A 23,351-nucleotide genomic window follows, 5' to 3' on the forward strand; every position below is an offset into this window, starting at 1 on the left:
GGCTATTGAGGCCCCTTGGAACGGCGCTAGAATTCACGGTGCAGTGCATCATACCAAGGGAGGGTCCGCAATGGCAGCGAGCGCCGCGCTGGAACCGGTGGCAAAGGGTGGGCCCCAGATGAAGGATCTCTACGAGATCGGCGAGATTCCGCCGCTCGGCCACGTCCCGGCGAAGATGTATGCCTGGGCGATCCGGCGCGAGCGCCACGGCCCGCCGGAAACCTCGATGCAGATCGAGGTCCTGCCGACCTGGTCGATCGGCGACGACGAGGTGCTCGTCCTCGTGATGGCCGCCGGCGTGAACTACAACGGCGTCTGGGCGGGCCTCGGCGAGCCGATCTCGCCGTTCGACGTCCACAAGGCCGATTTCCACGTCGCGGGCTCGGATGCCTCGGGCATCGTCTGGGCGGTCGGCGCCAAGGTGAAGCGCTGGAAGGTCGGCGACGAGGTCATCGTTCACTGCAACCAGGACGACGGCGACGACGAGGAGTGTAACGGCGGCGACCCGATGTTCTCGCCGTCGCAGCGCATCTGGGGCTACGAGACCCCGGACGGCTCCTTCGGCCAGTTCTGCCGGGTGCAGTCGCGCCAGCTGATGCACCGGCCCAAGCACCTGACCTGGGAGGAGAGCGCCTGCTACACGCTCACCCTGGCCACCGCCTACCGGATGCTGTTCGGCCACGCGCCGCACACGATCAAGCCGGGCCAGAACGTGCTGATCTGGGGCGCCTCGGGCGGCCTCGGCGTGTTCGGCGTCCAGCTCTGCGCGGCGGCCGGCGCCAACGCGATCGCGGTGATCTCCGACGAGTCGAAGCGCGACTACGTCATGAGCCTGGGCGCCAAGGGCGTCATCAACCGCAAGGACTTCAACTGCTGGGGCCAGCTGCCCAAGGTGAACTCGCCCGAGTTCAACGAATGGACCAAGGAAGCCCGCAAGTTCGGCAAGGCGATCTGGGACATCACCGGCAAGGGCAACGACGTCGACATCGTGTTCGAGCATCCCGGAGAGGCGACCTTCCCGGTCTCGGCCCTGGTGGTGAAGCGCGGCGGCATGGTGGTGTTCTGCGCCGGCACGACCGGCTTCAACATCACCTTCGACGCCCGCTACGTCTGGATGCGGCAGAAGCGCATCCAGGGCTCGCACTTCGCGCACCTGAAGCAGGCGGCCGCCGCCAACCAGTTCGTCATCGACCGCCGGGTCGATCCCTGCATGAGCGAGCTGTTCCCCTGGGACAAGATCCCGGAGGCCCACACCAAGATGTGGAAGAACCAGCACGCGCCGGGCAACATGGCGGTGCTGGTGAACTCGCCGCGTCCGGGCCTGAGGACCTTCGACGACGTGCTGGAGCTGTCGGGCTCGCGGTGACGCGACCCGCGCTTCCCGCCGCACCGGTGACTTGCTAGAACACCTCCGAACTGACGCCGCGCGGAGACCACATCCCGCGCGGCGCGCATCTCGGACGAAGCGACCCATGGAAAAATTCACCGTGCTGGAGGGCGTTGCGGCCCCGCTGCCGATTGTCAACGTCGACACCGACCGCATCATCCCCAAGCAGTACCTCAAGACGATCAAGCGTACCGGCCTCGGCAAGGGCCTATTTTCCGAGATGCGCTACCGCGACGACGGCTCGGAGAACCCCGACTTCGTCCTCAACCAGCCGGCCTACCGCAACGCCAAGATCCTGGTCGCGGGCGACAATTTCGGCTGCGGCTCCTCGCGCGAGCACGCCCCCTGGGCGCTGGCCGATTTCGGCATCCGCTGCATCATCTCGACGAGCTTCGCCGACATCTTCTTCAACAACAGCGCCAAGAACGGCATCCTGCTGATCACGGTGAGCCCTGAGGACCTGGAGAAGCTCCTCGACGACGCCAATCGCGGCGCCAACGCGACGCTGACGATCGACCTCGAGAACCAGATCATCAAGGGACCCGACGGCGGCACCCTGCATTTCGACATCGATCCGGGCCGCAAGCACAACCTGCTGAACGGCCTCGACGATATCGGGCTGACTCTCGAGAAGGCGCCGGCGATCGACGCCTACGAGCAGAAGCTCGCGGAACGGCCCTGGGCTTGAGGACGGCCTTCCGCAAAAAATAATCCCGCCGGGCCGGCGGGCGGTTCGCCGCGGCGGATCTCCCATCGGTCGCCGATCCCGTCAGGTTTTCCTTAACCCTGATGACGCCCTATTCCGGTGCTTGGATCGGCGAAACGGGAGAGATTTCTGCATGACGCGGCGCGCGACCCTCACGGCCGCCACCCTGCTCTGCCTCGCCGGATTCGGCCTGCCGCAGGCGGCTTTGGCGGATTTCCGCTCCTGCCTCGCCGGGATCGGCCAGGATGCGGCGGCTTCCGGCGTCTCGCCGGCGGCGTTCCAGGCGGCGACGGCGGGCATCGCCTTCGACGACAAGGTGATCGAGCTGTCCCAGGCCCAGCCCGAGTTCAAGACCCCGATCTGGGACTACATGGCCGCCCTCGTCGACGACGAGCGGGTCGATGACGGCCGCGCCGCCATGCGCCAGCACGCCAACGCCCTCGCCCAGGCCGAGGCGCGCTACGGCGTCGACCGCTACACCATCGCGGCGGTGTGGGGCGTCGAATCGAATTTCGGCAAGAACCTCGGCAAGATGCCGCTGGTGCAGTCGCTGGCGACGCTCGCCTGCGGCGGCACCCGCCGGCGCGAGTTCTTCCGCAGCGAACTGATCGCCACCCTCAAGATCATCGACCGCGGCGACATCGCGCCCGAGCGCCTGACGGGCTCCTGGGCCGGCGCCTTCGGCCAGACCCAGTTCATGCCGACCACCTACCAGCGCCTCGCGGTCGATCTCGACGGCGACGGGCGGCGCGACGTGGTCGATTCGGTGCCGGACGCGGTCGGCTCCACCGCCAACTTCCTACGCGTCGCCAAGTGGCACAACGGCCAGCCCTGGGGCTACGAGGTGCGGCTGCCCCGCGGCTTCAACGTCGCGGCCGCCGGGCGCAAGAACAAGAAGCCGGTGGCGCATTGGGCCTCCCTCGGCGTCACCCGGATCGACGGGCGGCCGCTCTCGGGCGAGGGACCGGTCGGCATCCTGGCGCCGGCCGGCGCCGACGGCCCGGCCTTCGTGGTGACGAAGAACTTCGACGCGATCTATTCCTACAACGCCGCCGAATCCTATGGCCTTGCCATCGCAGTCCTGTCGGACCGCCTGCGCGGCAAGCCCGGCGTGCAGACGGCGTGGCCGACCGACGACCCGCCCCTGTCCCGGGCCGAGCGCCGCAGCCTTCAGAGCGCGCTGACCGCCCGCGGCTACGACGTCGGCGAGCCGGACGGCAAGGTCGGCGCGAAGACCCGCGAGGCGATCAAGGACATCGAGCGCCGGCTCGGCATGCCGCAGACCGGCCGCCCGGGCGGCAAGGTGCTCGAGGCGCTTTCGCGCGGCAATTGATGGCCCCGCCCTCCCCTCGCGTGGCGACGCGCGGGGGAGAGGCAAGGTCCGGTGTCCGGCCGCATCATCAATGACGGCCCGTGAAGTCCGCCGAGATCGGCCTTCCCACCAGCGGCCTCATCCTGAGGTGCGAACGAAGTGAGCCTCGAAGGAGGGATCCAGGAATCGCAGAGATTTCTGGAGGCCTACTTCGAGGTCAGTCGATCTTCGATCGACTAACACCTCAGGATGAGGTGGTGGATGGGAGCGGCGATTGTACCGCTGGATTGTGCCGCAGCGCCTTATGGCACAGCCATTTCTTCCCGATCTCCGGATCACCCCTCCAGCCCCGGCCAGATCACCCAGTGCAGGTCCGGCGTCGCGGGAAACAGCCGGCGGTGCTGGCTCACCGCGTAATTGTCGGTCATGCCGGCGATGTAGTCGGCGACGCGGCGCGGGGTGCGGGGGTCGTCCGGGCCGGAGAGGCCGGCGCACCACTCCTCGGGCATCCGGCTCGGGTCGCGCCGGAAGGTGGCGAACAGGTCGTCGACGATCGAGGCGGCGCGGCGGCGCACCGCCATCACGCCGGGATGGCGGTACATCCGGGCGAACAGGAAGGTCTTGATGTCCCGGTCGGCCGCGGCCATCGCCGCCGAGAAGGCCACGACCGGGGCCGCAGCATGGCGGATCGCGGCGGCGTCCGCGGGCTGCAACGCGGACAGGCGCCGCTCGGCCTCCGCGATCACGTCCTCGACGAAGCGGGTGATGACCCGGCGGGCGAGTTCGTGCACCACCCGCGAGCGCTCGAGGCCCGGATAGGTGCTGCGGATCTCGCCGAGGAGACCGTCCAGGAACGGCACCTCCCCCAGGTCGTCGAGGCCGAAGAGGTCGGCCCGCAACCCGTCGTCGAGGTCGTGGGCGTCGTAGGCGATGTCGTCGGCGAGCGCCGCCACCTGGGCCTCGGGCCCGGCGAAGGTGGCCAGCTCCAGGTCGTTGACGGCGTTGTACTCGGTGATCGCCACCGGGATGCCGCTCGTCTCGTAATGCGGCGTCGGCCGCCCGTCGCGGGCCAGGAGCGGGCCGTTATGCTTGACCAGCCCTTCCAGCGTCTCCCAGGTGAGGTTCAGCCCGTCGAAGGTGGCGTAGCGGCGCTCCAGCCGGGTCACCAGCCGCAGGGCCTGGGCGTTGTGGTCGAAGCCGCCATGATCGCGCATGCAGGCATGCAGCGCATCCTCGCCGGTATGGCCGAAGGGGGTGTGGCCGAGGTCGTGTGCCAGCGCCAGGGCCTCGGCCAGGTCCTCGTCGAGGCCGAGCGCCCGGGCGAGCGCGCGGGCGATCTGGCTCACCTCCAAGGTGTGGGTCAGGCGGGTGCGGTAATGGTCGCCCTCGTGATGGACGAACACCTGCGTCTTGTGCTTGAGCCGCCGGAAGGCCGCCGAATGCACGATCCGGTCGCGGTCGCGCTGGAAATCGGTGCGGGTCGGCGAGGCCGCCTCCGGGATCAGCCGCCCGCGCGACGCGAACGGGTCGCTGCCGTAGGGGGCCCGCCAGCGCTCGCCTGTCCGTCTCACGTTGCCGCCCTCATCTGTCATCCATCCACCGCTGTTGCGGCGCACGGTCATCATTCTTATGTTGCCATCGCACGCCGGACCCCCACCCGAGAAGCCGTCGATGACCCCGATCACCCTGACGTCCCGCGCCGCCCGCCGCATCAACGAGATCATGGGCGCCGAGCCCCCCGGCTCGATGCTGCGCATCAGCGTGAATGGCGGCGGCTGCTCCGGGTTCCAGTACGCCTTCGACATCGCGAAGGATCGCGCCGACGACGACCTGGCGGTGGAGCGCGACGGCGCCACGGTGCTGGTCGACCCGACCTCGCTGCCGTACATGGAGGGCGCGACGATCGATTTCGTCAACGACCTGATCGGCCAGTCGTTCAAGATCGAGAACCCGCAGGCTACCGCCTCCTGCGGCTGCGGCACCTCGTTCTCGCTGTAATTTCGTCTTCAAGCTTCCGGGACGTTCCGCCATGACCCGCTCTCTTTCAACGGGCGTGGCCCGGGCCGCGCTCGGCGCCGTCGCCTGCGCCACGCTGGCCGCCGCCCTGCCGGCGACGGTGCCGTGGCTCGCGGGCCCCGCCCAGGCACAAGGCGCTCCGGCGCTCGCACAGGACGCCTCGGTCGCCCTCGAAGAGGTGGTTCTGCCGCTCGGCCCCGTCACCCTGAAGGCACCGAAGCTCGAATTGCGCGGTACCGCCCTGTCGCGGGACGAGACGCGGGCCATCCTCGACCCGGCCGGCCCGGCGCCGTGGCGCACGCGGCTGGAAAAGCTCTCCGCCCGCGAGATCGTGATCCCGGTCCTGCGGGTCGAGCAGCCGGTCGGCGGGCGGGTACAGGTTGCGGTCTATCACGACGTGGTCGCCAAGGACGTCGCGGCCGGCCGGATCGGCACGCTGGAGGCCGGCGGCGCCACCCTGACGGTCGAGGGGCCGGGCCCCGACGCCGCCGGCGCCTATGGCCGGTTGAGCGCCCGCGAGGTCGACCTGCCGGGACTCGCGCGCCTGTTCACCGAGCCCGGCGGCCCCGGTGCCGCGCCGATCCGGGTCTATGGCGGCGTCACCGCCGAGGACATCGCGATGACCGGCCCCGACGGGGCCGCCTTCCGCATCGCCCGCATCGACGCCCGCGACCTCATCGGCCGTCCGACCACGATTCCCTGGGCCGAATCGGTCCGGGCGCTGGCGGAGGGGGCGGGCCAAGGGGCGGGCAAGGCCGAGGGGCCGGAGCGGTCCCGCCTGTCGGGCCTCGCCGCCGACCTGCTCGACGGGATCGACATCGGCGGGCTCGAGCTCAGCGGCATCAGCTTCGCGGCGCCGGGCGGCGGCCCGAAGCCGAACCCGGTCCAGGCGAGCCTTGCCCGCCTCACCTACGGCACCGAGGACGGCGCCGGCCGGATGAAGGCCGAGGGTCTGAAGGTGGACGCTGCGTCCGGCCGCGTCGCCCTGAAGGAGCTGACCTTCTCCGGCCTGTCGCTCAAGCCGGTGCTGGAGGGCCTGCGCCGCGCCGCCGCCGGCCCGCTCGACCAGGCCGAATTGCGCCGCTACGCCCCTTCCGTCGGCCGCGTCGCCCTCGACGGACTCGACGTCGATCTGCCGGCGGACGCTGCGCCGACGGACCCGCTCGCCGCTTCGGGCCCGCTGCGCTTCGCCGTCCGCAACGCCGCCCTCGCGATGAGCGATCCGCATGACGGCGTGCCGACCGCCTCGCACTTCACCTTCGACGGCTTCACCTGCGCGGTTCCGCCCGGCACCACGGCACCGGTGTTGGCCGACCTCTCCGGCCTCGGCTATACCGCGCTGGACCTCTCCGGCAGCCTCGACGCCCGCTGGGACGAGGCCGCCCGCGAGGTGAGCTTTCGCGATGTGACGCTCACGGGCAAGGACATGGGCACCGCCCGGATCACCGGCACGATCGGCGGGATCGGCAAGGAGGTGTTCGACCCCGAGCCGATGGTCTCCTCCCTGGCCCTGCTCGGCGCCAGCGCCAAGACCTTGGCCCTCACCCTGGAGAATGGCGGCCTGTTCCAGCGCTTCGTCGACCAGCAGGCCAAGGCCCAGAGCCTCAAGCCCGAGGAGCTGCAGCGCGAATACGGCACCGCGGCGATGCTGGGGATCCCGGCGGTGCTCGGCGGCTCGCCCTCCGCCAAGGCTTTGGGCCAGGCGGTATCGCGCTTCGTGGTCAAGCCCGGCCGCCTCTCGGTCAGCGCCGCCGCCAAGGATCCGGGCGGGCTCGGCCTGATGGATTTCAGCACCGCCCCGAGCCCGGGCAAGATCTTCGATCGCCTGAACGTGAACGCGACCGCGGAGTGATCGATACACGGTCTTGTTTGGCTGATCTCTACAAAAATATCAAATTCTCCGCGTCATTCCGGGCTCCGCTCGCGCGGCCCCGGAATGACGCGGAGGGTGTCAAAGACCCTCGATCGAAAAACAGGTTCGAGGCGAAGTCCTGTGGGGGGTTAGAGAATGCGCCCCCGTCCCCCCACCCACCTCAATACGCGTTCTCGGTCTTGAACAGGGCCAGCGGGGTCATCGCCAGGATCTGCAGGTCGAAGAACACCGACCAGTTCTCGATGTAATACAGGTCGTGCTCGACGCGGCGCTGGATCTTCTCGCTGGTGTCGGTCTCGCCGCGCCAGCCGTTGATCTGGGCCCAGCCGGTGATGCCGGGCTTGACCTTGTGGCGGGCGAAGTAGCCGTCGACGACCTGGTCGTAGAGGGTGTTGGCGGCCTTGGCCTGCAGGGCGTGCGGGCGCGGCCCGACCAGCGACAGGTCGCCCTTCACCACGTTGAGGAGCTGCGGCAGCTCGTCGAGCGAGCTCTTGCGGATGAAACGGCCGACCGGGGTCACCCGCGGGTCGCCCTTGGTGACGACCTTGGCGGCGGTATAGTCGCACTGGTCGGTGTACATCGATCGGAACTTGTAGACGTCGATGACCTCGTTGTTGAAGCCGTGGCGCTTCTGCCGGAAAAAGACCGGGCCCGGCGAGGTGAGCTTGACCGCGAGCCCCACCGCCAGCATCACCGGCGAGAGCAGCAGCAGCAGCACGGCGCCGACCACGCGGTCGAACACGCCCTTCACCACCACGTCCCAGTCGGCGATCGGCCGGTCGAACACGTCGAGCACCGGCACCGAGCCGAGATAGGAGTAGCTGCGCGGCCGCAACCGCAGCTTCGAGGCGTGGGCCGACAGGCGGATATCGACCGGCAGCACCCAGAGCTTGGCGAGCATCTGCAGGATGCGCGCCTCGGCCGAGATCGGCAGGGTGAAGACGATCAGGTCGACCTTGGTGCGGCGGGCGAAGGTGACGAGGTCGCTGACGGTGCCGAGCTTCGGGTAGCCGGCCACCACGTCGGCCGAGCGGCCGTCGTTGCGGTCGTCGAACAGGCCGACCACCTTGAGGCCGGAATCGCCCTGCGCCTCGATCGCCCGGATCAGCGCCTCGGCCGGCTCGCCCCCGCCCACGATGGCCACGCGCCGGTCGAAGCGGCCGCGGCGCATCTGCGCGCTCACCGCCAGGGCGAGAGCGAGGCGCTCGACGAGCAGCAGCGCCAGGCCGCCGCCATAGACGCTCACCAGCCACAGCCGCGAGTAGTTGTCGCCGAGCTTGGCGAGGAACAGGGCGGTCGCGGCGAGCAGCATCACCAGCGACCAGCCGAGCACGACCCGGGCGCCGACGCTGAAGAAGGCCCGGAACGCCCGGATGCCGTAGGCGCCGAGCGCCTGCAGCACCAGCACGTTGAGGGCGGCAAGCCCGAGGATCGCCGCCCCATAGCCGAGGTTGAGCGGCACCACGCCGGCGAGCAGCCCGCGCTGGGCGCAGAGGCCGGCCAAAGCCACCAGGACGAATTCGAGGGCCCGTACGCAGCCGGTGAAGACCACCGGCGAGAGGACGGGGTTCGGCCGCACCGGCGCCACCGTCTCGGCGGGGGGCACGGCCTCGCGCACGGCCTCGCGCACGGCCTCGCGCACGGCCTCGCGCTCTTGGCCCAGGCGGCCCAGGGGCCCGGCCTGGTCGGCCGCCACGGTCTTGAGGATGTCGCGGACGTCGAACGCACTCATGGCACGGTTCCGGTCTCGGTCAAGGCGGAGAAAGTCCCGCATCGACCGGGGGTTAGGATCGGTATCCTGCCGCCAAGCCCTGAGCGAAGGCTTAAAAGGACCATGACGGGTTTGTGGAAAATCGGCGGGACCGGGACGGCGGGTCAGCCCCGCGCGGCGGCGTAGCCGGCGAGCCCGTCCTCCGCCATCCGGCTCATCGAGAAGCGGCAGCGGACGAAGGCGCTGAGCGCCGCCGCCTCGCCGGCGCGCTGCTCCGGATCCTGGTCGACCTTGCGCAGGATCGCCGTGCTGAGGGCGGCGGCATCGCCCGGCGGCACCAGAGCGGGCGCGGCGGGCCCGAAGATCTCCGGGATACCGCCGACATCGGTCGAGACGAGGGGCTGGGCGGCGGCCGCCGCCTCCAGGATCACGTAGGGCAGCGACTCGGCCAGCGAGGGCACCACCATCACGGTGGCGCGGCTCAACGCGGCCCGGATCGGCTGCGGCGGCTCGAACAGCACGTCCTCGGCGAGGCCCAGCGCGGCGACGCGGTTGCGCAAAGCGACCTCGTCGGGCCCCGAGCCGACCACCAGCAGGGTCAGGCGCCGCCCCAGCTCCCGGCGCAGGCGCGCCAGCGCCTCGAACAGCACCGGCACGCCCTTCGCCTCGCGCAATTCGCCGATATAGACGAGGTCGAGCGGGGCCGGACCCAAGACGATCGGGGCGAACTCGGCCGGCGAGATGCCGTTGTGCACCACCCGCACCAGCCGGTCGGTCGGGCCGACATAGGCCCGGTAGCGCCCGGCGATGTAGTCGCTCTCGAACAGGAACACGTCGGTGCGCCGGGTGAGCATACCTTCCGCCAGCATGTAGAGGCGGTGGAGCGGCGAGCCCGGGCGGTAGTTGAAGCTGCCGCCATGCGGCGTGTAGGCCCGCACCGGACGCGCGCTGCCGCCGGCCGGCGCCAGGCGGGCGAACAGGCCGCCCTTGGAGCCGTGACCGTGCAGGACGGTGGGCGCGAGCCGGGTCACGAGGCGGGAGAGCGCCGCCAGGGCGGCGAGGTCGCTCGGATGCGGGTTGCGGCGCATCGGCAGTCGGGTGATGCCCAGCGCGAGATGCGGCGCCAGCTCGGCGAGGACCGCCTCCGCCCGGGCGCCTCCGGTGCTCGCATCGCAGAACAGGCCGACGGCGTGGCCGGCCTCGGCTTGCAGCCGTGCGACGTCGAGGACGTGACGGAACAGGCCGCCGACCGGGGCGCGGAAGACGTGCAGGATCCGCTCGCGCGGGGCGGACACGGGCTCCGGCGGCGGGGGATCGGCGGCGAGGCGGAGGGGGGTGGCGGCCACGGGCTTGAATCCTCTGAGCGGATGACGGCGCCGCGGCGGGCGGCTGCCGGTATCTCGCCCCAAGGCCGTGGCCGGGCGGTTAAGCGGCGGGAGGGAAGTCCAGTCCGGAGAGCGATGGATGAGGGCGTGGTTAATCGACGGTCAGCGCAAGTCGAAGGGTTTGCGCAATGCGGTCAGAACCACCGCTCCTTGACCACGATCGTGTCACCGGGGCGGACCGGATAGGTCATCGGGACGATGCCGGAGACGAGGCCGGTCGGTCCCTCGCGGGTGAGCACGGCGTAGTCGCGGGCGGCGCGGGGGCCGAAGCCCGCCGCGATCGCCACCGCGGTCTCGACCGTCATGCCGCTCACGAAGGGATACTGGCCCGAGGTGGTGACCTCGCCCAGGATGAAGAACGGCCGGTAGACCTCGACCTCGACCGTGACGTGGGGCTCGCGCACGAAGCCGTCGCGCAGGCGCGCCTCGATGGCGCGGGCGGCCTGGGCGGTCGAGCCGCCGGCGACCTTGATCGGGCCGATCAGCGGCATGGCGATGCGCCCGGCCCCGTCCACCGCGTAGATGTTCGAGAGGTTGTCCTGGCCGAACACGATCACCCGCAGCCGGTCGCCGGAGGCGAGCGAGTACGACGCGCCGATCCCGCCGGTGCCGGTCTCGTCGAGGAGCGCGGTGCGGTACTCGGGCCGCAGGCAGCCGCCGAGCGCGAGCGTGGTCGCCAAGCCTGTGAGAAGGGCGCGTCGGTTCATCGCTTCCGGCCAGTCCAAGTCGTGTCGGAGATGTTGTCCCCAGGCCTAGGGTGTCGTGGTTAATGAAGTCTCACCCGGACCGCGATCGGGACGGCGCAAGAGGAATCCGGTCTTAACCGCGCGGCAACCTTAATCGCGTCTGCTGACGGCAAGGCCCGGTCCGGGCCAATCCCCGCCTCCTCATCGACGGTCCGCAATGCCCCGCGTCTTCCCCTTCGCCGAGCGGTCGCAGGCCCGGCTGCCCGACCGCCTCGCCGGCCGGGCCCGCAAGGGTCCCAAAGACTCCGGCTCCGAGGAGCCGAGAAGCGCGAGGACGGTCGCCAGCCCCGACCGGGAACGCGACCCCGAGGACGGCCTGACCCTCAGCGATGTCGGCCGCCTGCTGCGGCGGCGCTGGCTCGTCATCCTGCTGCCGACCGTCGCGGCCTTCGGCCTCTCGGTCGCCTTCGTCCAGGTGGTGACGCCGCGCTACACCGCGGAGGCCAAGCTCCTGCTCGAGAGCCGCGACAGCGCGCTGACGCGGCTGCAGCAGGACCGGGGCGAGATGCCCCTGCCGATCGACGAGCAGGCGGTGGCGAGCCAGGTCCAGGTGGTGATGTCGCGCGACATCGCCCGCGAGGCGATCAAGAGCCTCGGCCTCGTCGGCAATCCCGAATTCGACCCGATGGTCAAGGGCGTCGGCGGCCTGCAGCAGATGCTGGTGATGCTCGGCCTCGCCCAGAATCCCCTCGACCGCGAGCCGGTCGACCGGGTGCTGGAAAAATACTTCGAGCGGTTGCTGGTCTACCCCGCCGGCAAGTCGCGCATCCTGACGATCGAGTTCCGCTCAAAGGATCCGGAACTGGCCGCGAAGGCCGCCAACACCATCTCGGACCTGTACCTGTCCTCGCTCGCCGCCGTGAAGGTCGACACCGCCCGCTACGCCTCGACCTGGCTCGGCACGAATATCGAGACCCTGCGCAGCCGCGTCGCGGAGGCCGAGGGCAAGGTCGAGGCGTTCCGGGCCCGCAACGGGCTGATCGGCAGCGGCGGCACCGCCAACCAGCCGCTCGCCGCCCAGCAGCTCGCCGAACTCTCGACCCAGCTGACCCAGGCCCGCGCCGCCCAGGCCGATTCCGGCGCCAAGGCCAAGCTGATCCGCGAGATGCTGAAGGACGGTCGCGGCTTCGAGATCCCCGACGTCGCCAACAACGAGCTGATCCGTCGCCTGGTCGAGCAGCGCATCGGCCTCAAGGCGCAGCTGGCGCTGGAGGCCCGGACCCTGCTGCCCCAGCATCCGCGGATGAAGGAGCTGCGCGCCCAGCTCGAGGGCCTGGAGACCCAGATCCGCGCCGCCGCCGACCGGGCGGTGCGCACCCTCGAGAACGATGCCCGCATCGCCGGCAGCCGGGTCGAGAGCCTGCAGGCGGCGGTGGATGCCCAGCGCGGCATCGTCGCCAAGGCGAATGGCGACGAGGTCGAATTGCGCGCGCTCGAGCGCGAGGCGAAGGCCCAGCGCGAACAGCTCGAATCCTATCTCGGCCGCTTCCGCGAGGCGGCGGCCCGCGACGCGGCGAGCGCCGCGCCGGCCGATGCCCGCGTGGTCTCCCGCGCGGTGGTGCCCGACCTGCCGTCCTTCCCCAAGAAACTGCCGATCGTCCTGTTCGCCACGGTGATCGCCTTCCTGTTCGCCATCGGCGCCATCGTCGCCAAGGCGCTGCTCTCCGGCGATCCGCCGGGCCGCGGCCGCGGCCGTCCACCCGTGCGCCGGCCGGAGACCGAACCGGTGCCGGAGGCCCCCGTCGCGGCGGTGCCCTTCCCTGCCCCTGTCATGCCCGCTCCGGTCATGCCCGCGGCGGCCTCCGCCGCCCGCATGGCGGAGCCGGACGTGTCCGCAACGCCCGCAACCGGCCTCGAAGCCGATCTGCGCCCGAGCGTCGATCCGGTCGCGGCTGCCGTGCCGGCGGCGTCCCCGGCTTTCACGCCGCCCGTCGAACCGGCGCCCCTCGCGACGGCGCACGCCGCCCCCATCGCCGCGACACCGGCCGCGCCGCTCCCGGCCGCAGAGCCGGCCCTCGCCGCGACGGTTCTACCTGCCGATCCGGCTCCGATTGCCGCAACGGTCCCGGTCGTCGCACCGGCTCCCGCGCCGCTCCCGGCCGCTCCCGTTCCGCCCGCCCTGCTGCCCTTCGAGGCCCGCTACGACCTCGACATCCTGGTGGCGCGGCTCGACGCGATCGAGACGGCGGGGGGCGGCCGGCGGGTGCTCCTCATCGGCGCCGGCGACGAGACCGACCTCGACGGGCTCGCCCGCAGCCTCGGCCGCGCCGCCGCCCTGCACGGCCGCGCCCTCCTGGTGCGCCTCGACAGCCCGCGGGAGGACCGCCCGGGCCTCGCCGACCTCGTCGCCGGCCGCGCCGACTTCACCACCGTAATCCAGCCCGACGAGGGCCCGCGCCTGAACCTGATCGAGCGCGGCCGCGGCGGGGCCGAGGCCCTGGTCGCCGGACGCGACGCCCTCGGGCTCACCTTCGACGCCCTCGGCGAGGCCTATGATTGGGTGATCGCCTGCCTCGGCGACGGCTTCTCCGCCGAGACCCGGCCGCTGGTGAGCGCGGTCTCGGCCTGGATGGACGCGGTGGTGATCGCCTCGAACGCCGAAGCCGACGACCCGCGCCTCGTCGGCCTGTTCGACACCGCCGAGGCCGCCGGCGTGCCGGAGGTGATCGTGGCCCAGGACCGGGTTCCGGCCGAGGTGCCGATACCGACCTATTCGCTGCGCCGGTCGGCGTGAGCCGGGGGCCGGGGCTGCCCGATGATGGACGACGACGAGGTGGAGGGATTTCCCCCTCCCCGTGTGAGATCAGGTTGCTCGATCTCTCGCAATCTCAAATCCACCGGGTCATTCCGGGGCCGCGAAAGCGGAGCCCGGAATCCAGAACCTCGGATGGGTCAGGATCGAGCGGAGATCGTTCCGCTTTCTTCTGGATCACCTGAGTGTCTGGATTCCGGGCTCCGCTACGCGGCCCCGGAATGACGAGGAGGGTGACAACAGTGTCGAGGAAGGCAAGCGAACTTTCTGAGAATTCGTTTGAGAATTTTTCCAACATATACTTGGGAAACATATACTTGGGAATCGTGCGGTTATCTCATCCACTTACCTCATCCTGATGTGCGACAGAAGGGGGCCTCGAAGCAGGGCTCCGGGGATCGCCGCGGCAGCTGGAGTCCTCCTTCGAGGTCAGTCGATCTTCGATCGACTAACACCTCAGGATGAGGTGGGTGGTTGGGAGAGTCCGCAGTCCTTCTCGCTTTTTCGGAAGATAAATCCACCCGAACCGGCACTGAGAGATTGCCGCACTCTTATCCGATCGCTCTCAACCTGATCCCAGGGTTCGTCGAAGACGAGGACCCGGGATCCATAGCCGCCGAAGATTCGGAAGAAGCGGATAGCGTTCCCGTCTTGTCCGGCATCGTCAGCGGTTACGGATCCCGGGTTCCGCTTTCGCGGCCCCGGGATGACGTTGAGGATATCAGTTGGGTCGGATCACTCGGGCAGGCTCCGAGAGGTGGGGATCGTCGATGGGAAGACTATCCACCTGCGATGCAACAGCCCTCCCCCCAGCTTGCCGCAAGGCCGGGCAGCCCCGGCCTCGATTGGCGCCGGTCAGGCGGCGACACGGTACGTCTCCGCCGGCAGCGCGCTCTGCTCCATCCGCCCGGTCGCCCGGACCATGCCGGTCGCGCCGTCGAGCGCCCCCGGCACGAGGTCGAGGGCGAGGAACCGCTCCGGCGCGTAGGGCCCCGGCAGGCTCAAGGTCCCGACCCGCTCGTGGGTGAAACCGAAGCGGGCGTAGTAGGGCGCGTCCCCGACCAGTATCACCGCCCGGTGGCCGAGCGAGGCCGCGCGGGCCAGCGCCTCGCGCATCAGCCCGTTGCCGAGGCCGAGCCCGTGCAGGGCCGGATCGACGGCGATCGGGCCGAGCATCAGGGCGGGGATACCGCCGGCATCGACGTGCCACAGCCGCACGGTGGCGACCAGACGGCCGTCCATCTCGACGACGAGGGCAAGGCCGTCGGCCGGAAGGCGGCCTTCGCGCAGGCGCTCGCAGGTCTTGGTGAAGCGGGCCTCGCCGAAGCAGGCATCGAGCAGGTGCTCGCGGGCGGCGACATCGGTGGCGCGCTCGTCGCGGATCTGGATCACGGCCGTACCCTCCCGATACTCACAGAAAGCGGGCAAAGGACAGCCCTCGCACCCGCCGCACGCGGCGGGCCGTCCGGGACTTGTTCGGTGGCTGGAAAAGGCGCGAAAGCGCCGGGGCCCGTGAGAACGGCCGACCCGGCGCTTCGTTCCGAAGGACCGGCGCCTCGCGGCGCCGAGCCCTCAGATCACGTAGGACTGGAGCGGCGGGAAGCCGTTGAACGCCACCGCCGCATAGGTGGTGGTGTAGGCGCCCGCGCCCTCGATGAGCACCTTGTCGCCGATCGCCAGCGAGATCGGCAGCGGGTACGGGGTCTTCTCGTAGAGCACGTCGGCCGAGTCGCAGGTCGGGCCGGCGAGCACGCAGGGGATCGTGCGGTCCTCGTCGTGCTCGGTGACGATGCGGTAGCGGATCGACTCGTCCATCGTCTCGGCGAGGCCGCCGAACTTGCCGATGTCGAGATAGACCCAGCGCACCTCGTCGGCCGCGTCGGACTTCTGCGAGACCAGCACCACCTCGGCCTCGATCACGCCGGCATTGCCGACCATGCCGCGGCCCGGCTCGATGATCGTCTCCGGCAGCTGGTTGCCGAAATGCTTGGTCAGCGCCCGGAAGATCGCGTCGCCGTAGGATTCCACGCCCGGCACCGCCTTGAGGTACTTGGTCGGGAAGCCGCCGCCGAGGTTGACCATCGAGAGATGGATGCTGCGATGGGCGCATTCGCGGAAGATCGCCGCGGCCGAGGCGAGCGCCCCGTCCCAGGCTTCGGTGTTGCCCTGCTGCGAGCCGACATGGAACGACACGCCGTAGGCGTTGAGCCCCGCCCGGGTGCCGTGCTCGAGCACGTCCACCGCCATCTCCGGCACGCAGCCGAACTTGCGCGAGAGCGGCCACTCGGCACCGGCGCCGTCGCACAGGATGCGGCAGAACACCTGCACGTCCTCGCGGGCGACCTTGACCGCGTCGGCGGCGCGGGCGATCTTGTCGATCTCGGCCTGGCAGTCGACGGCGAAGAGCCGCACGCCGAGCTGAAGCGCCCGGGCGATGCAGCGCTCCTTCTTGATGGTGTTGCCGAACGACACGCGGTCGGCGGTGGCACCGGCGGCGAGCGCCATCTGGATCTCGACCACCGAGGCGGTGTCGAAGCAGGAGCCCATCTCGGCGAGCGCCCGCAGCACCTCGGGAGCCGGGTTCGCCTTGACGGCGTAGAAGACGCGCGTGTCCGGCAGGGCGCGGGCGAAGGCGGTGTAGTTGTCGCGCACGACGTCGAGGTCGAGCACCATCACGGGACCCTCGTCCCGGCCGAGCTCGCGGCGCACGCGCAGGAAATCGCGGATGCGATCGGTCATGATCAGCCCCACCAAAGGTTCGAGAGGGCTCCCGCGGGAACCCGAAGTCGAGATCGAGACGGCGCGCGTCGGCCGTCCGGCGTCAGGGGGCGATGCGGCGCGGCGCGGACGTGCTGTGGAGACACGCCGTGCGACGCGGGCGCAGAGCACCCGGAAGCTGCCTTTGCTTGGAACGGGGAAACCCGATCCGCACTCGGGGCAAGGAGAAACAAGCCTCTTCGGTGTCGGCCTTTGGAGGGCCGACGAGACCAAAAAAGCCCGTTCGTCGTTGCTTTAAGCTGCGTCCCCCGTGGAGAGCGGGGTTCGCCGGTTTTGCCTCCGGCTGCCGGTTGTTGTCGGGGTCCGGTGTTGCCACCTGGATGCCGGCCGGAGGGATCCACCCTTCCCGGCCATCGATCCTTTAAGACCCCTGGCGGCTGTCCGGCCTCTTGTCCGGATGCCCACCAACCGGCACGCGGCCACAGGCACGTGCGAAATTGGGCAAGGCGGTAGATACGGGCCATGCCCCCCGGCCGCAAGCCCCGATCTCCCGATTTCCGCCGGAATTCCCCAGCGTGGCGCGGGAGATACAGCGCGCGACAGGCTCGGATCCGAAACATGACGACACCGTCACATGGCGGGGCCTTCTCAAGTGACGCCGGACGGGCCATTCAACCCGACGACGCACGAGGCGCCCGTTCAGCCGGAGCGCCTTATTCTCCGGGACACCATGACCATCGCACCCTCGCGCCGCGCGCTCATCGCCGGCCTGCTCTCCTCCGCCGCCCTGACCGGGGCGGCCACAGCCCAGGTCGGGCCGACCCAGCCCGGCCCGAGCGCCCTGCCGCCGCCGGAGCCCGCCCCGGCGCCGTCCGGCCCGCCGCGCTTCCGTTTCGACGAGGTGGTCCGCCGGGCGAAGGCGCTGGCCGGGGCGCCGTTCGAGGCCACCGTGGCGCCGCTGCCGGCGCCCCTCGCCTCCCTCGACTACGATGCCTGGCGCGACATCCGCTTCCGGCCGGACAAGGCCTTGCTCGGCGACCTGGACGGGCCGTTCCGGCTCCAGCTGTTCCATCCCGGCTTCCTCTATACGAGGCCGGTGACCGTGAACGTGGTGCGCGACGGCGTGCCGACGCCGATCCCCTACCAGCCCGCCCTGTTCGATTACGGCCGCACCACCATCGACAAGCCGCTGCCGGTGACGCTCGGCTTCGCCGGCTTCCGGCTGCATTATCCGCTCAACAAGCCGGGCGTGCTCGACGAGCTGATCTCGTTCCTCGGCGCCAGCTATTACCGCTTCCTCGGCCGCGACCAGCTCTACGGGCTCTCGGCCCGGGGCCTGGCCGTCAACGTCGAGGGCGTCGGCGGGCCGGAGGAATTCCCGGTCTTCCGCGAGTTCTGGATCGAGATGCCGCCGAAGGGCGCCGACCGGGCGGTGATCTATGCCCTCCTCGACGGGCCGTCCTGCACCGGGGCGTTCCAGTTCCTGGTCTATCCGGGCGACGAGACCGTGGTCGACGTGCGCTGCACGCTGGTTCCGCGCCGGGAACTCGCCACGGTCGGCATCGCGCCGCTGACCTCGATGTTCTTCATCGGCGAGAACGACCGCCACCACTCGGACGATTACCGGCCCGAACTGCACGATTCCGACGGGCTCCTGATGCAGTCCGGCGGCGGCGAGTGGATCTGGCGGCCGTTGCGCAACCCGAAGGAGCGCTGCATCTCGGCCTTCGAGGACCGCAACCCGAAGGGCTTCGGGCTGATGCAGCGGGACCGGGTGTTCGAGGATTACCAGGATCTCGAGGCGTTCTATCACCGCCGCCCGGGCTACTGGGTCGAGCCGCAGGGCGAGTGGGGCGAGGGCACGGTGCGCCTCGTCGAATTGCCGACGCAGAACGAGACCCACGACAACATCGTGGCCTCCTGGCAGCCGAAGCAGCCCTACAAGCCCGGCGAGGCGGTGGAGCTGTCCTACAAGATCCGCTCGCTCTCCGAGACCGACGATCTGCATCCCGGCGGGCGGGTGGTGAACACCTACGTCGCCCGCGCGACCGCGAGCGGCGGCACGGCGGATGCCAGCGAGCCGCGCACCCGGCGCTTCCTCGTCGACTTCTCGGGCGGCGACCTCGGCTTCTGGCTCGCCGACCCGAAGGCGGTCGAGATCGTGCCCTCGACGACGCAGGGCAAGGTCCTGGCGGTCTCCCTGGTGCCCAACCTCCACGTGAAGGGCTTTCGCGCCGCGATCGACGTGCGGCTCGACCAGCCCGGGCAATCGACCGAGCTGCGCGCCTTCCTGCGCGCCCGCGGCCAGACCCTGACCGAGACCTGGACCTATCCGTGGACGGCCGCGTGAGCGGCCACCCCTCCCCTGCACCGGTCGTCACGATCCGGCCGGCGATCCGGGACGACCTCGACGCCCTGATGGCGCTCGAAGCCGCGGCCTTCGCCACCGACCGGGCCGAGCGCCGGGCGATCCGCCACGCCATCGGGTCGCCGTCGATCTCGCTGCTGGTCGCCCTCGACGAGGCGGTGCTGGTCGGCGCCGCCACGATCGAGCGCCGCCGCGGCAGCGGTCGCGCCCGCCTGTCCTCGATCGCGGTGGCGCCGAGCCGGGCCGGCACGGGGCTCGGCCGGGTGCTGCTCCAGGCTGCCGAGGCCGAGGCCCTGGCCCGGGGCTGCGAGGCCTTGCGCCTGGAGGTCCGCGAGGATAACGGCGCCGGCATCCGCCTCTACGAGCGCAGCGGCTATCGCCGCTTCGAGACCGTGCCGGACTATTACGAGGACGGCACCACCGCCTGGCGCTACGAGAAGCGTCTCGCGGGTGGGGAAGAGTGCTGAGCAACCTGCCCCGTCCTGATACAACCACGCATCGAACGGGACGGGCCCGGCACCACCGGACCCGCCCCGCTCCGGCAAAATGTGCCGTAGCGGCATGGTTTCCAATCGGTTTCCGTTGGCACGCCTGACGCAAGGAGATGCCCGACCGGGGCCGTCGCGCCCCATTGTGGGATCCTCGGACAAGGGTGGCAGCCATGGCTCTGACGAACGCCGATTTCCGCCGGATGGTCGCCGAGAGCCGCGAGGGAGGGTCGCGCTCTTTCGCGCCCGCGACCCTGCCCGATCGGTTCACGCCGCAGGGCGAGGCGGTGTCCCGGCCTCCGATGCGCCGGGACAGGCACGACATACGCACGATCGAGATCGTCTGGGCGCCGACCCCCGAACCGTCGCGGAGCCGCTTCCTCGGTGGCCTCGCGGCTCTCGCCAAGGTGCTGGCCCTGCCGGTCCTGTTCGTCGGCGGCCTCTACGCCCAGCCGGTCTACGAGTGCCAGAAGCAGAAGAGCCTCGGGATGCTGTATTACGGCACCACCGTGCAGATGTGCGTGAACGAGCGCATGGCCGAACGCGCCGGAAACGTGCAGGCCTTCCTGGAGCGGCAGATGCAGGGGATGTGAGACCCCGCAACCACCGGGCCCGCGGCGGTCACCGCGGCGCCGGATCCGGGTTCCTCAGGGCCCGCACCAGGGCCTCGGCCTCGCCGCTCTGGATCAGCGGCACCAGGGCCCGCACCCGCTCCGGCGGCAGGTCCCACCAGGCGGTCTCGACGAGCGCCGCCACGATCTCCGGCGGGAAGCGGCGGCGGATCACCCGGGCCGGGTTGCCGGCGACGATGGCGTAAGGCGGCACGTCCCGGGTGACGACGGCGCGGGCCGCCACCACGGCGCCCGGGCCGACCGTGACCCCCGACAGGACCAGGCAGCCGGAACCCAGCCAGACATCGGCGCCGATCGCCACGTCGCCCCGCGAGGCGTGGTAGTCGTCCGGAGCGTCGAGGTCCGGCCACAGGCCCTTCATCGCGGCGAACGGGTAGGTCGAGACCCAGTCGGTGCGGTGGTTGCCGCCGAGCAGGATCTCGACCTTGTCGGCGATCGAGCAATAGGGGCCGATCGACAGTCGGGCGCCGGATTCCGGGAAGCGGATTTTCGGCCTGCCGTAGGAGTACGGGCCGATCCGGAAGCCGTAGCGGGCGGTAAGCTTGGCGAGATGCAGGCGGGTCTCGTTGTGAGGGTTGCGCCCCTGCCGCAGGCGGTGCAGGAAACCCATCACCCGCGCACTCCGGCATGAGTCGCGGGCAGGATGGCAAGCCCGACTTTTCGGGCGACCCGGGGAGACAGCGCGGTGAGCAGCAACATTTCGGACGATCTGAAGAGCGGCGCGCTGTTCTATCATCGCAATCCGAGACCCGGGAAGCTGGAGATCCAGCCGACGAAGCCGCTCGGCAACCAGCGCGACCTCGCGCTCGCCTATTCCCCGGGCGTGGCCGCCGCCTGCGAGGCGATCGTCGCCGATCCGGAGGAGGCCGCGAGCCTCACCGCACGCCAGAACCTCGTCGCGGTGGTCTCGAACGGCACCGCGGTGCTGGGCCTCGGCGATATCGGCCCGCTCGCCTCCAAGCCCGTGATGGAGGGCAAGGCGGTCCTGTTCAAGAAATTCGCCGGCATCGACGTCTTCGACATCGAGCTCGACGAGAAGAACGTCGACAAGCTCGTCGACGTGGTGGCGGCCCTGGAGCCGACCTTCGGCGGCATCAACCTCGAGGACATCAAGGCGCCGGAGTGCTTCGAGGTCGAGGAGCGCTGCCGGGCCCGGATGAACATCCCGGTCTTCCACGACGACCAGCACGGCACCGCGATCATCGTGGCGGCCGCCGTCCTCAACGGCCTCGAATTCGCCGGCAAGAACATCGCCGACGTCAAGATCGTCACTTCGGGCGCGGGGGCGGCTGCGCTCGCCTGCCTCAACCAGCTCGTCTCGCTCGGCGCACGCCGCGAGAACATCTTCGTCACCGACCTCGAAGGCGTCGTCTTCAAGGGCCGTGAGAAGCTCATGGACCGCTGGAAGTCGGTCTACGCGCAGGACACCCAGGCCCGGACGCTGGCCGAGATCATCCCGGGCGCCGACGTCTTCCTCGGCCTCTCGGCCGGCGGCGTCCTGAAGCCCGAGATGCTGGAGCGGATGGCCGAGAAGCCGCTGATCATGGCGCTCGCCAACCCCTATCCGGAGATCATGCCGAACCTCGCCGAGGAGAAGCGGCCGGACGCGATGATCTGCACCGGGCGGTCGGATTTTCCGAACCAGGTCAACAACGTCCTGTGCTTCCCTTACATCTTCCGGGGCGCGCTCGATGTCGGCGCGACCACGATCAACGAGGAGATGAAGGCGGCGGCCGTCAAGGCGATCGCCGGGCTTGCCCGAGAGACCCCCTCCGACGTCGTCGCCCGCGCCTATGGCGGCGAGGCGCGGCCCTTCGGCCCGCACTCCCTGATCCCGAGCCCGTTCGACCCGCGCCTGATCCTGCGCATCGCCCCCGCCGTCGCGCAGGCGGCGATGGAGTCCGGCGTCGCCAAGCGGCCGCTGCCGGACGTGCAGGCCTATGCCGAGTCCCTCGACCGGTTCGTGCACCGCTCCGGCTTCATCATGAAGCCGGTCTTCACCAAGGCCAAGGAGGACCCGCGCCGGGTCGTCTACGCCGAGGGCGAGGACGAGCGGGTGCTGCGCGCCGTCCAGGCGATCGTCGAGGAGGGCTTGGCCAAGCCCATCCTGATCGGCCGCCCGAGCGTGATCGAGACCCGCCTGAAGCGCTTCGGCCTCGCGATCCAGCCGGGCCGCGAGTTCGAGCTGATCAACCCGGACGACGATCCGCGCTACCGCGCCTACGTCCAGACCTACATGGATCTGGCCGGCCGCCGCGGCATCACGCCCGACGCCGCCCGCACGCTGGTCCGCACCAACAACGCGGTGATCGGCGCGCTGGCTGTCCGCCGCGGCGAGGCCGACGCGCTGATCTGCGGCCTGGAAGGGCGCTTCGAGAGCAAGCTGCGGGTGATCCGCGACATCATCGGGCTCGCGCCCGGTGCGCGGGACTTCGCGGCGCTGAGCCTCATCGTCACCTCGAAGGGCGCCTACTTCATCGCCGACACCCATGTGCGGCCCGATCCGAGCGCCGAGGAGATCGCCGACGTCGCCATCGCCTGCGGCGACACCGCCCGCCGCTTCGGCCTGTCGCCGAAGATCGCGCTGGTCAGCCACGCCGATTTCGGCTCGTTCGACACGGCCTCGTCCCGCAAGATGCGCCAGGCCCTCACGTTGCTGCGCGAGCGCGCGCCCGACCTCGAGGTCGACGGCGAGATGGCGGCCGACACCGCCCTGTCCCAGGCGATCCGCGACAAGGTGCTGCCGGGCTCGCGCCTCAAGGGCGAGGCCAACGTGCTGATCATGCCGAACCTGGACGCGGCCAACATCGCGTTCCAGTTCTCCAAGATGCTCGCCGACGCGCTGCCGGTGGGGCCGCTGCTCCTTGGCCCGGCGCAGCCCGCCCACATCCTGACCCCGTCGGTGACGGCGCGGGGCATCGTCAACATCACGGCGGCGGCGGTGGTCGAGGCGCAGGGGAGCGAGGGGGTGAAGGTCGAGGCGGATAGTACGGCGGAGGCGGGGACGCCGTTGGTTTCGGCGTAATTGGAATGGGGCGGCCCGGCGAGGTGATCGCTGGGCCGCCAGATTTACAAGGATATTACGGTTTGGGGCGCAGTTTCATTCCGTATGCAGCAGGGAAAGCTCCGAGATATTGGACATCTGCACCCGAACTTGATTAGCTTGTCGCATTTGAATGACGCATTGCACTGCTTTAGAATAATATTTCCGATGCCAGACGTTGATGCCAAATCTTGTGATACAGCACCGAGTGAGT

17 protein-coding genes are annotated in these 23,351 nt (G+C 70.2%); 10 read left to right on the plus strand and 7 right to left on the minus strand.

Annotated features, from left to right (window positions below; genetic code table 11):
• Positions 1 to 70: 70 nt before the first annotated feature.
• From ccrA to AC3AOF_RS26720, 3 genes are all read left to right on the plus strand, one after another.
• A complete protein-coding gene (gene ccrA, locus AC3AOF_RS26710) occupies positions 71 to 1,366 on the plus strand; it encodes a crotonyl-CoA carboxylase/reductase (protein WP_236987993.1) in 1,296 nt (431 codons plus the stop codon).
• Positions 1,367 to 1,472: 106 nt separating this feature from the next.
• Entirely contained in the window at positions 1,473 to 2,075 is a 603-nt protein-coding gene (gene leuD / locus AC3AOF_RS26715; protein ID WP_236987992.1) for a 3-isopropylmalate dehydratase small subunit, read from the plus strand.
• Between the two features lie 151 nt (positions 2,076 to 2,226).
• On the plus strand, positions 2,227 to 3,426 hold the full coding sequence (locus AC3AOF_RS26720; protein WP_236987991.1) for a lytic murein transglycosylase: 1,200 nt from the start codon (positions 2,227 to 2,229) through the stop codon (positions 3,424 to 3,426).
• A 314-nt stretch (positions 3,427 to 3,740) separates the two neighbouring features.
• Here AC3AOF_RS26720 and AC3AOF_RS26725 read toward each other — a convergent pair whose 3' ends face one another.
• A complete protein-coding gene (locus tag AC3AOF_RS26725) occupies positions 3,741 to 4,997 on the minus strand; it encodes a deoxyguanosinetriphosphate triphosphohydrolase (RefSeq protein ID WP_488346971.1) in 1,257 nt (418 codons plus the stop codon).
• 79 nt (positions 4,998 to 5,076) lie between these two features.
• On the opposite strand from AC3AOF_RS26725, the gene erpA reads away from it, so the two are divergent.
• Together erpA and AC3AOF_RS26735 are read left to right on the plus strand one after the other, a co-directional pair.
• Positions 5,077 to 5,403 carry an iron-sulfur cluster insertion protein ErpA gene (erpA, locus tag AC3AOF_RS26730; RefSeq protein WP_203158773.1) on the plus strand — a complete coding sequence of 109 codons (327 nt, stop codon included), beginning with the start codon at positions 5,077 to 5,079 and terminating at the stop codon, positions 5,401 to 5,403.
• Positions 5,404 to 5,434: 31 nt separating this feature from the next.
• Positions 5,435 to 7,273: a hypothetical protein gene (locus AC3AOF_RS26735; RefSeq protein ID WP_488346972.1), complete on the plus strand. Its 1,839-nt coding sequence runs from the start codon at positions 5,435 to 5,437 to the stop codon at positions 7,271 to 7,273.
• Between the two features lie 181 nt (positions 7,274 to 7,454).
• On the opposite strand, the gene AC3AOF_RS26740 is transcribed toward AC3AOF_RS26735, so the two are convergent.
• The 3 genes from AC3AOF_RS26740 to AC3AOF_RS26750 all read right to left on the minus strand — a co-directional run bounded on the left by AC3AOF_RS26740 (position 7,455) and on the right by AC3AOF_RS26750 (position 11,097).
• A complete protein-coding gene (locus tag AC3AOF_RS26740) occupies positions 7,455 to 9,026 on the minus strand; it encodes an undecaprenyl-phosphate glucose phosphotransferase (protein WP_236987988.1) in 1,572 nt (523 codons plus the stop codon).
• A 143-nt stretch (positions 9,027 to 9,169) separates the two neighbouring features.
• Positions 9,170 to 10,300: a glycosyltransferase family 4 protein gene (locus tag AC3AOF_RS26745; protein WP_236992642.1), complete on the minus strand. Its 1,131-nt coding sequence runs from the start codon at positions 10,298 to 10,300 to the stop codon at positions 9,170 to 9,172.
• 224 nt (positions 10,301 to 10,524) lie between these two features.
• Complete coding sequence (locus AC3AOF_RS26750; protein ID WP_236987987.1) at positions 10,525 to 11,097, minus strand: polysaccharide biosynthesis/export family protein; 573 nt, start codon at positions 11,095 to 11,097, stop codon at positions 10,525 to 10,527.
• A gap of 196 nt (positions 11,098 to 11,293) precedes the next feature.
• Between AC3AOF_RS26750 and AC3AOF_RS26755 the strand changes: the two genes are divergently transcribed.
• Positions 11,294 to 13,870, plus strand: a complete 2,577-nt coding sequence (locus AC3AOF_RS26755; RefSeq protein ID WP_488346973.1) for an exopolysaccharide transport family protein — start codon at positions 11,294 to 11,296, stop codon at positions 13,868 to 13,870.
• An 873-nt stretch (positions 13,871 to 14,743) separates the two neighbouring features.
• On the opposite strand, the gene AC3AOF_RS26760 is transcribed toward AC3AOF_RS26755, so the two are convergent.
• Positions 14,744 to 15,280: a GNAT family N-acetyltransferase gene (locus tag AC3AOF_RS26760; RefSeq protein WP_488346974.1), complete on the minus strand. Its 537-nt coding sequence runs from the start codon at positions 15,278 to 15,280 to the stop codon at positions 14,744 to 14,746.
• Positions 15,281 to 15,460: 180 nt separating this feature from the next.
• Positions 15,461 to 16,627, minus strand: coding sequence for a type III PLP-dependent enzyme (locus AC3AOF_RS26765; RefSeq protein ID WP_488346975.1), 1,167 nt, complete (start codon positions 16,625 to 16,627; stop codon positions 15,461 to 15,463).
• A 709-nt stretch (positions 16,628 to 17,336) separates the two neighbouring features.
• Here AC3AOF_RS26765 and AC3AOF_RS26770 point away from each other — a divergent pair.
• From AC3AOF_RS26770 to AC3AOF_RS26780, 3 genes are all read left to right on the plus strand, one after another.
• Entirely contained in the window at positions 17,337 to 18,956 is a 1,620-nt protein-coding gene (locus tag AC3AOF_RS26770; RefSeq protein WP_488346976.1) for an OpgD/OpgG family glucan biosynthesis protein, read from the plus strand.
• Positions 18,953 to 19,441: a GNAT family N-acetyltransferase gene (locus AC3AOF_RS26775; protein ID WP_488346977.1), complete on the plus strand. Its 489-nt coding sequence runs from the start codon at positions 18,953 to 18,955 to the stop codon at positions 19,439 to 19,441. The genes AC3AOF_RS26770 and AC3AOF_RS26775 overlap by 4 nt, the downstream gene beginning before the upstream one ends.
• A 194-nt stretch (positions 19,442 to 19,635) precedes the next feature.
• Positions 19,636 to 20,055: a hypothetical protein gene (locus AC3AOF_RS26780; protein WP_488346978.1), complete on the plus strand. Its 420-nt coding sequence runs from the start codon at positions 19,636 to 19,638 to the stop codon at positions 20,053 to 20,055.
• A gap of 28 nt (positions 20,056 to 20,083) precedes the next feature.
• Here the strand turns inward: AC3AOF_RS26780 and AC3AOF_RS26785 are convergent, their stop codons facing one another.
• Positions 20,084 to 20,695 carry a CatB-related O-acetyltransferase gene (locus AC3AOF_RS26785; protein ID WP_488349063.1) on the minus strand — a complete coding sequence of 204 codons (612 nt, stop codon included), beginning with the start codon at positions 20,693 to 20,695 and terminating at the stop codon, positions 20,084 to 20,086.
• 84 nt (positions 20,696 to 20,779) lie between these two features.
• Between AC3AOF_RS26785 and AC3AOF_RS26790 the strand changes: the two genes are divergently transcribed.
• Positions 20,780 to 23,119: an NADP-dependent malic enzyme gene (locus tag AC3AOF_RS26790; protein ID WP_272913242.1), complete on the plus strand. Its 2,340-nt coding sequence runs from the start codon at positions 20,780 to 20,782 to the stop codon at positions 23,117 to 23,119.
• Positions 23,120 to 23,351 lie beyond the last annotated feature (232 nt).

Source organism: Methylobacterium sp. 142-1Y (genome assembly GCF_057747795.1).

What these genes read in the sequence shown, in the direction of transcription:
- leuD (WP_236987992.1), top strand. Translation starts at nt 1,473, where the DNA reads ATGGAAAAATTCACCGTGCTGGAGGGCGTTGCGGCCCCGCTGCCGATT.
- AC3AOF_RS26735 (WP_488346972.1), top strand. Translation starts at nt 5,435, where the DNA reads ATGACCCGCTCTCTTTCAACGGGCGTGGCCCGGGCCGCGCTCGGCGCC.
- ccrA (WP_236987993.1), top strand. Translation starts at nt 71, where the DNA reads ATGGCAGCGAGCGCCGCGCTGGAACCGGTGGCAAAGGGTGGGCCCCAG.
- AC3AOF_RS26765 (WP_488346975.1), bottom strand. Translation starts at nt 16,627, where the DNA reads ATGACCGATCGCATCCGCGATTTCCTGCGCGTGCGCCGCGAGCTCGGC.
- erpA (WP_203158773.1), top strand. Translation starts at nt 5,077, where the DNA reads ATGACCCCGATCACCCTGACGTCCCGCGCCGCCCGCCGCATCAACGAG.
- AC3AOF_RS26725 (WP_488346971.1), bottom strand. Translation starts at nt 4,997, where the DNA reads ATGACAGATGAGGGCGGCAACGTGAGACGGACAGGCGAGCGCTGGCGG.
- AC3AOF_RS26770 (WP_488346976.1), top strand. Translation starts at nt 17,337, where the DNA reads ATGACCATCGCACCCTCGCGCCGCGCGCTCATCGCCGGCCTGCTCTCC.
- AC3AOF_RS26720 (WP_236987991.1), top strand. Translation starts at nt 2,227, where the DNA reads ATGACGCGGCGCGCGACCCTCACGGCCGCCACCCTGCTCTGCCTCGCC.
- AC3AOF_RS26750 (WP_236987987.1), bottom strand. Translation starts at nt 11,097, where the DNA reads ATGAACCGACGCGCCCTTCTCACAGGCTTGGCGACCACGCTCGCGCTC.
- AC3AOF_RS26755 (WP_488346973.1), top strand. Translation starts at nt 11,294, where the DNA reads ATGCCCCGCGTCTTCCCCTTCGCCGAGCGGTCGCAGGCCCGGCTGCCC.
- AC3AOF_RS26780 (WP_488346978.1), top strand. Translation starts at nt 19,636, where the DNA reads ATGGCTCTGACGAACGCCGATTTCCGCCGGATGGTCGCCGAGAGCCGC.
- AC3AOF_RS26740 (WP_236987988.1), bottom strand. Translation starts at nt 9,026, where the DNA reads ATGAGTGCGTTCGACGTCCGCGACATCCTCAAGACCGTGGCGGCCGAC.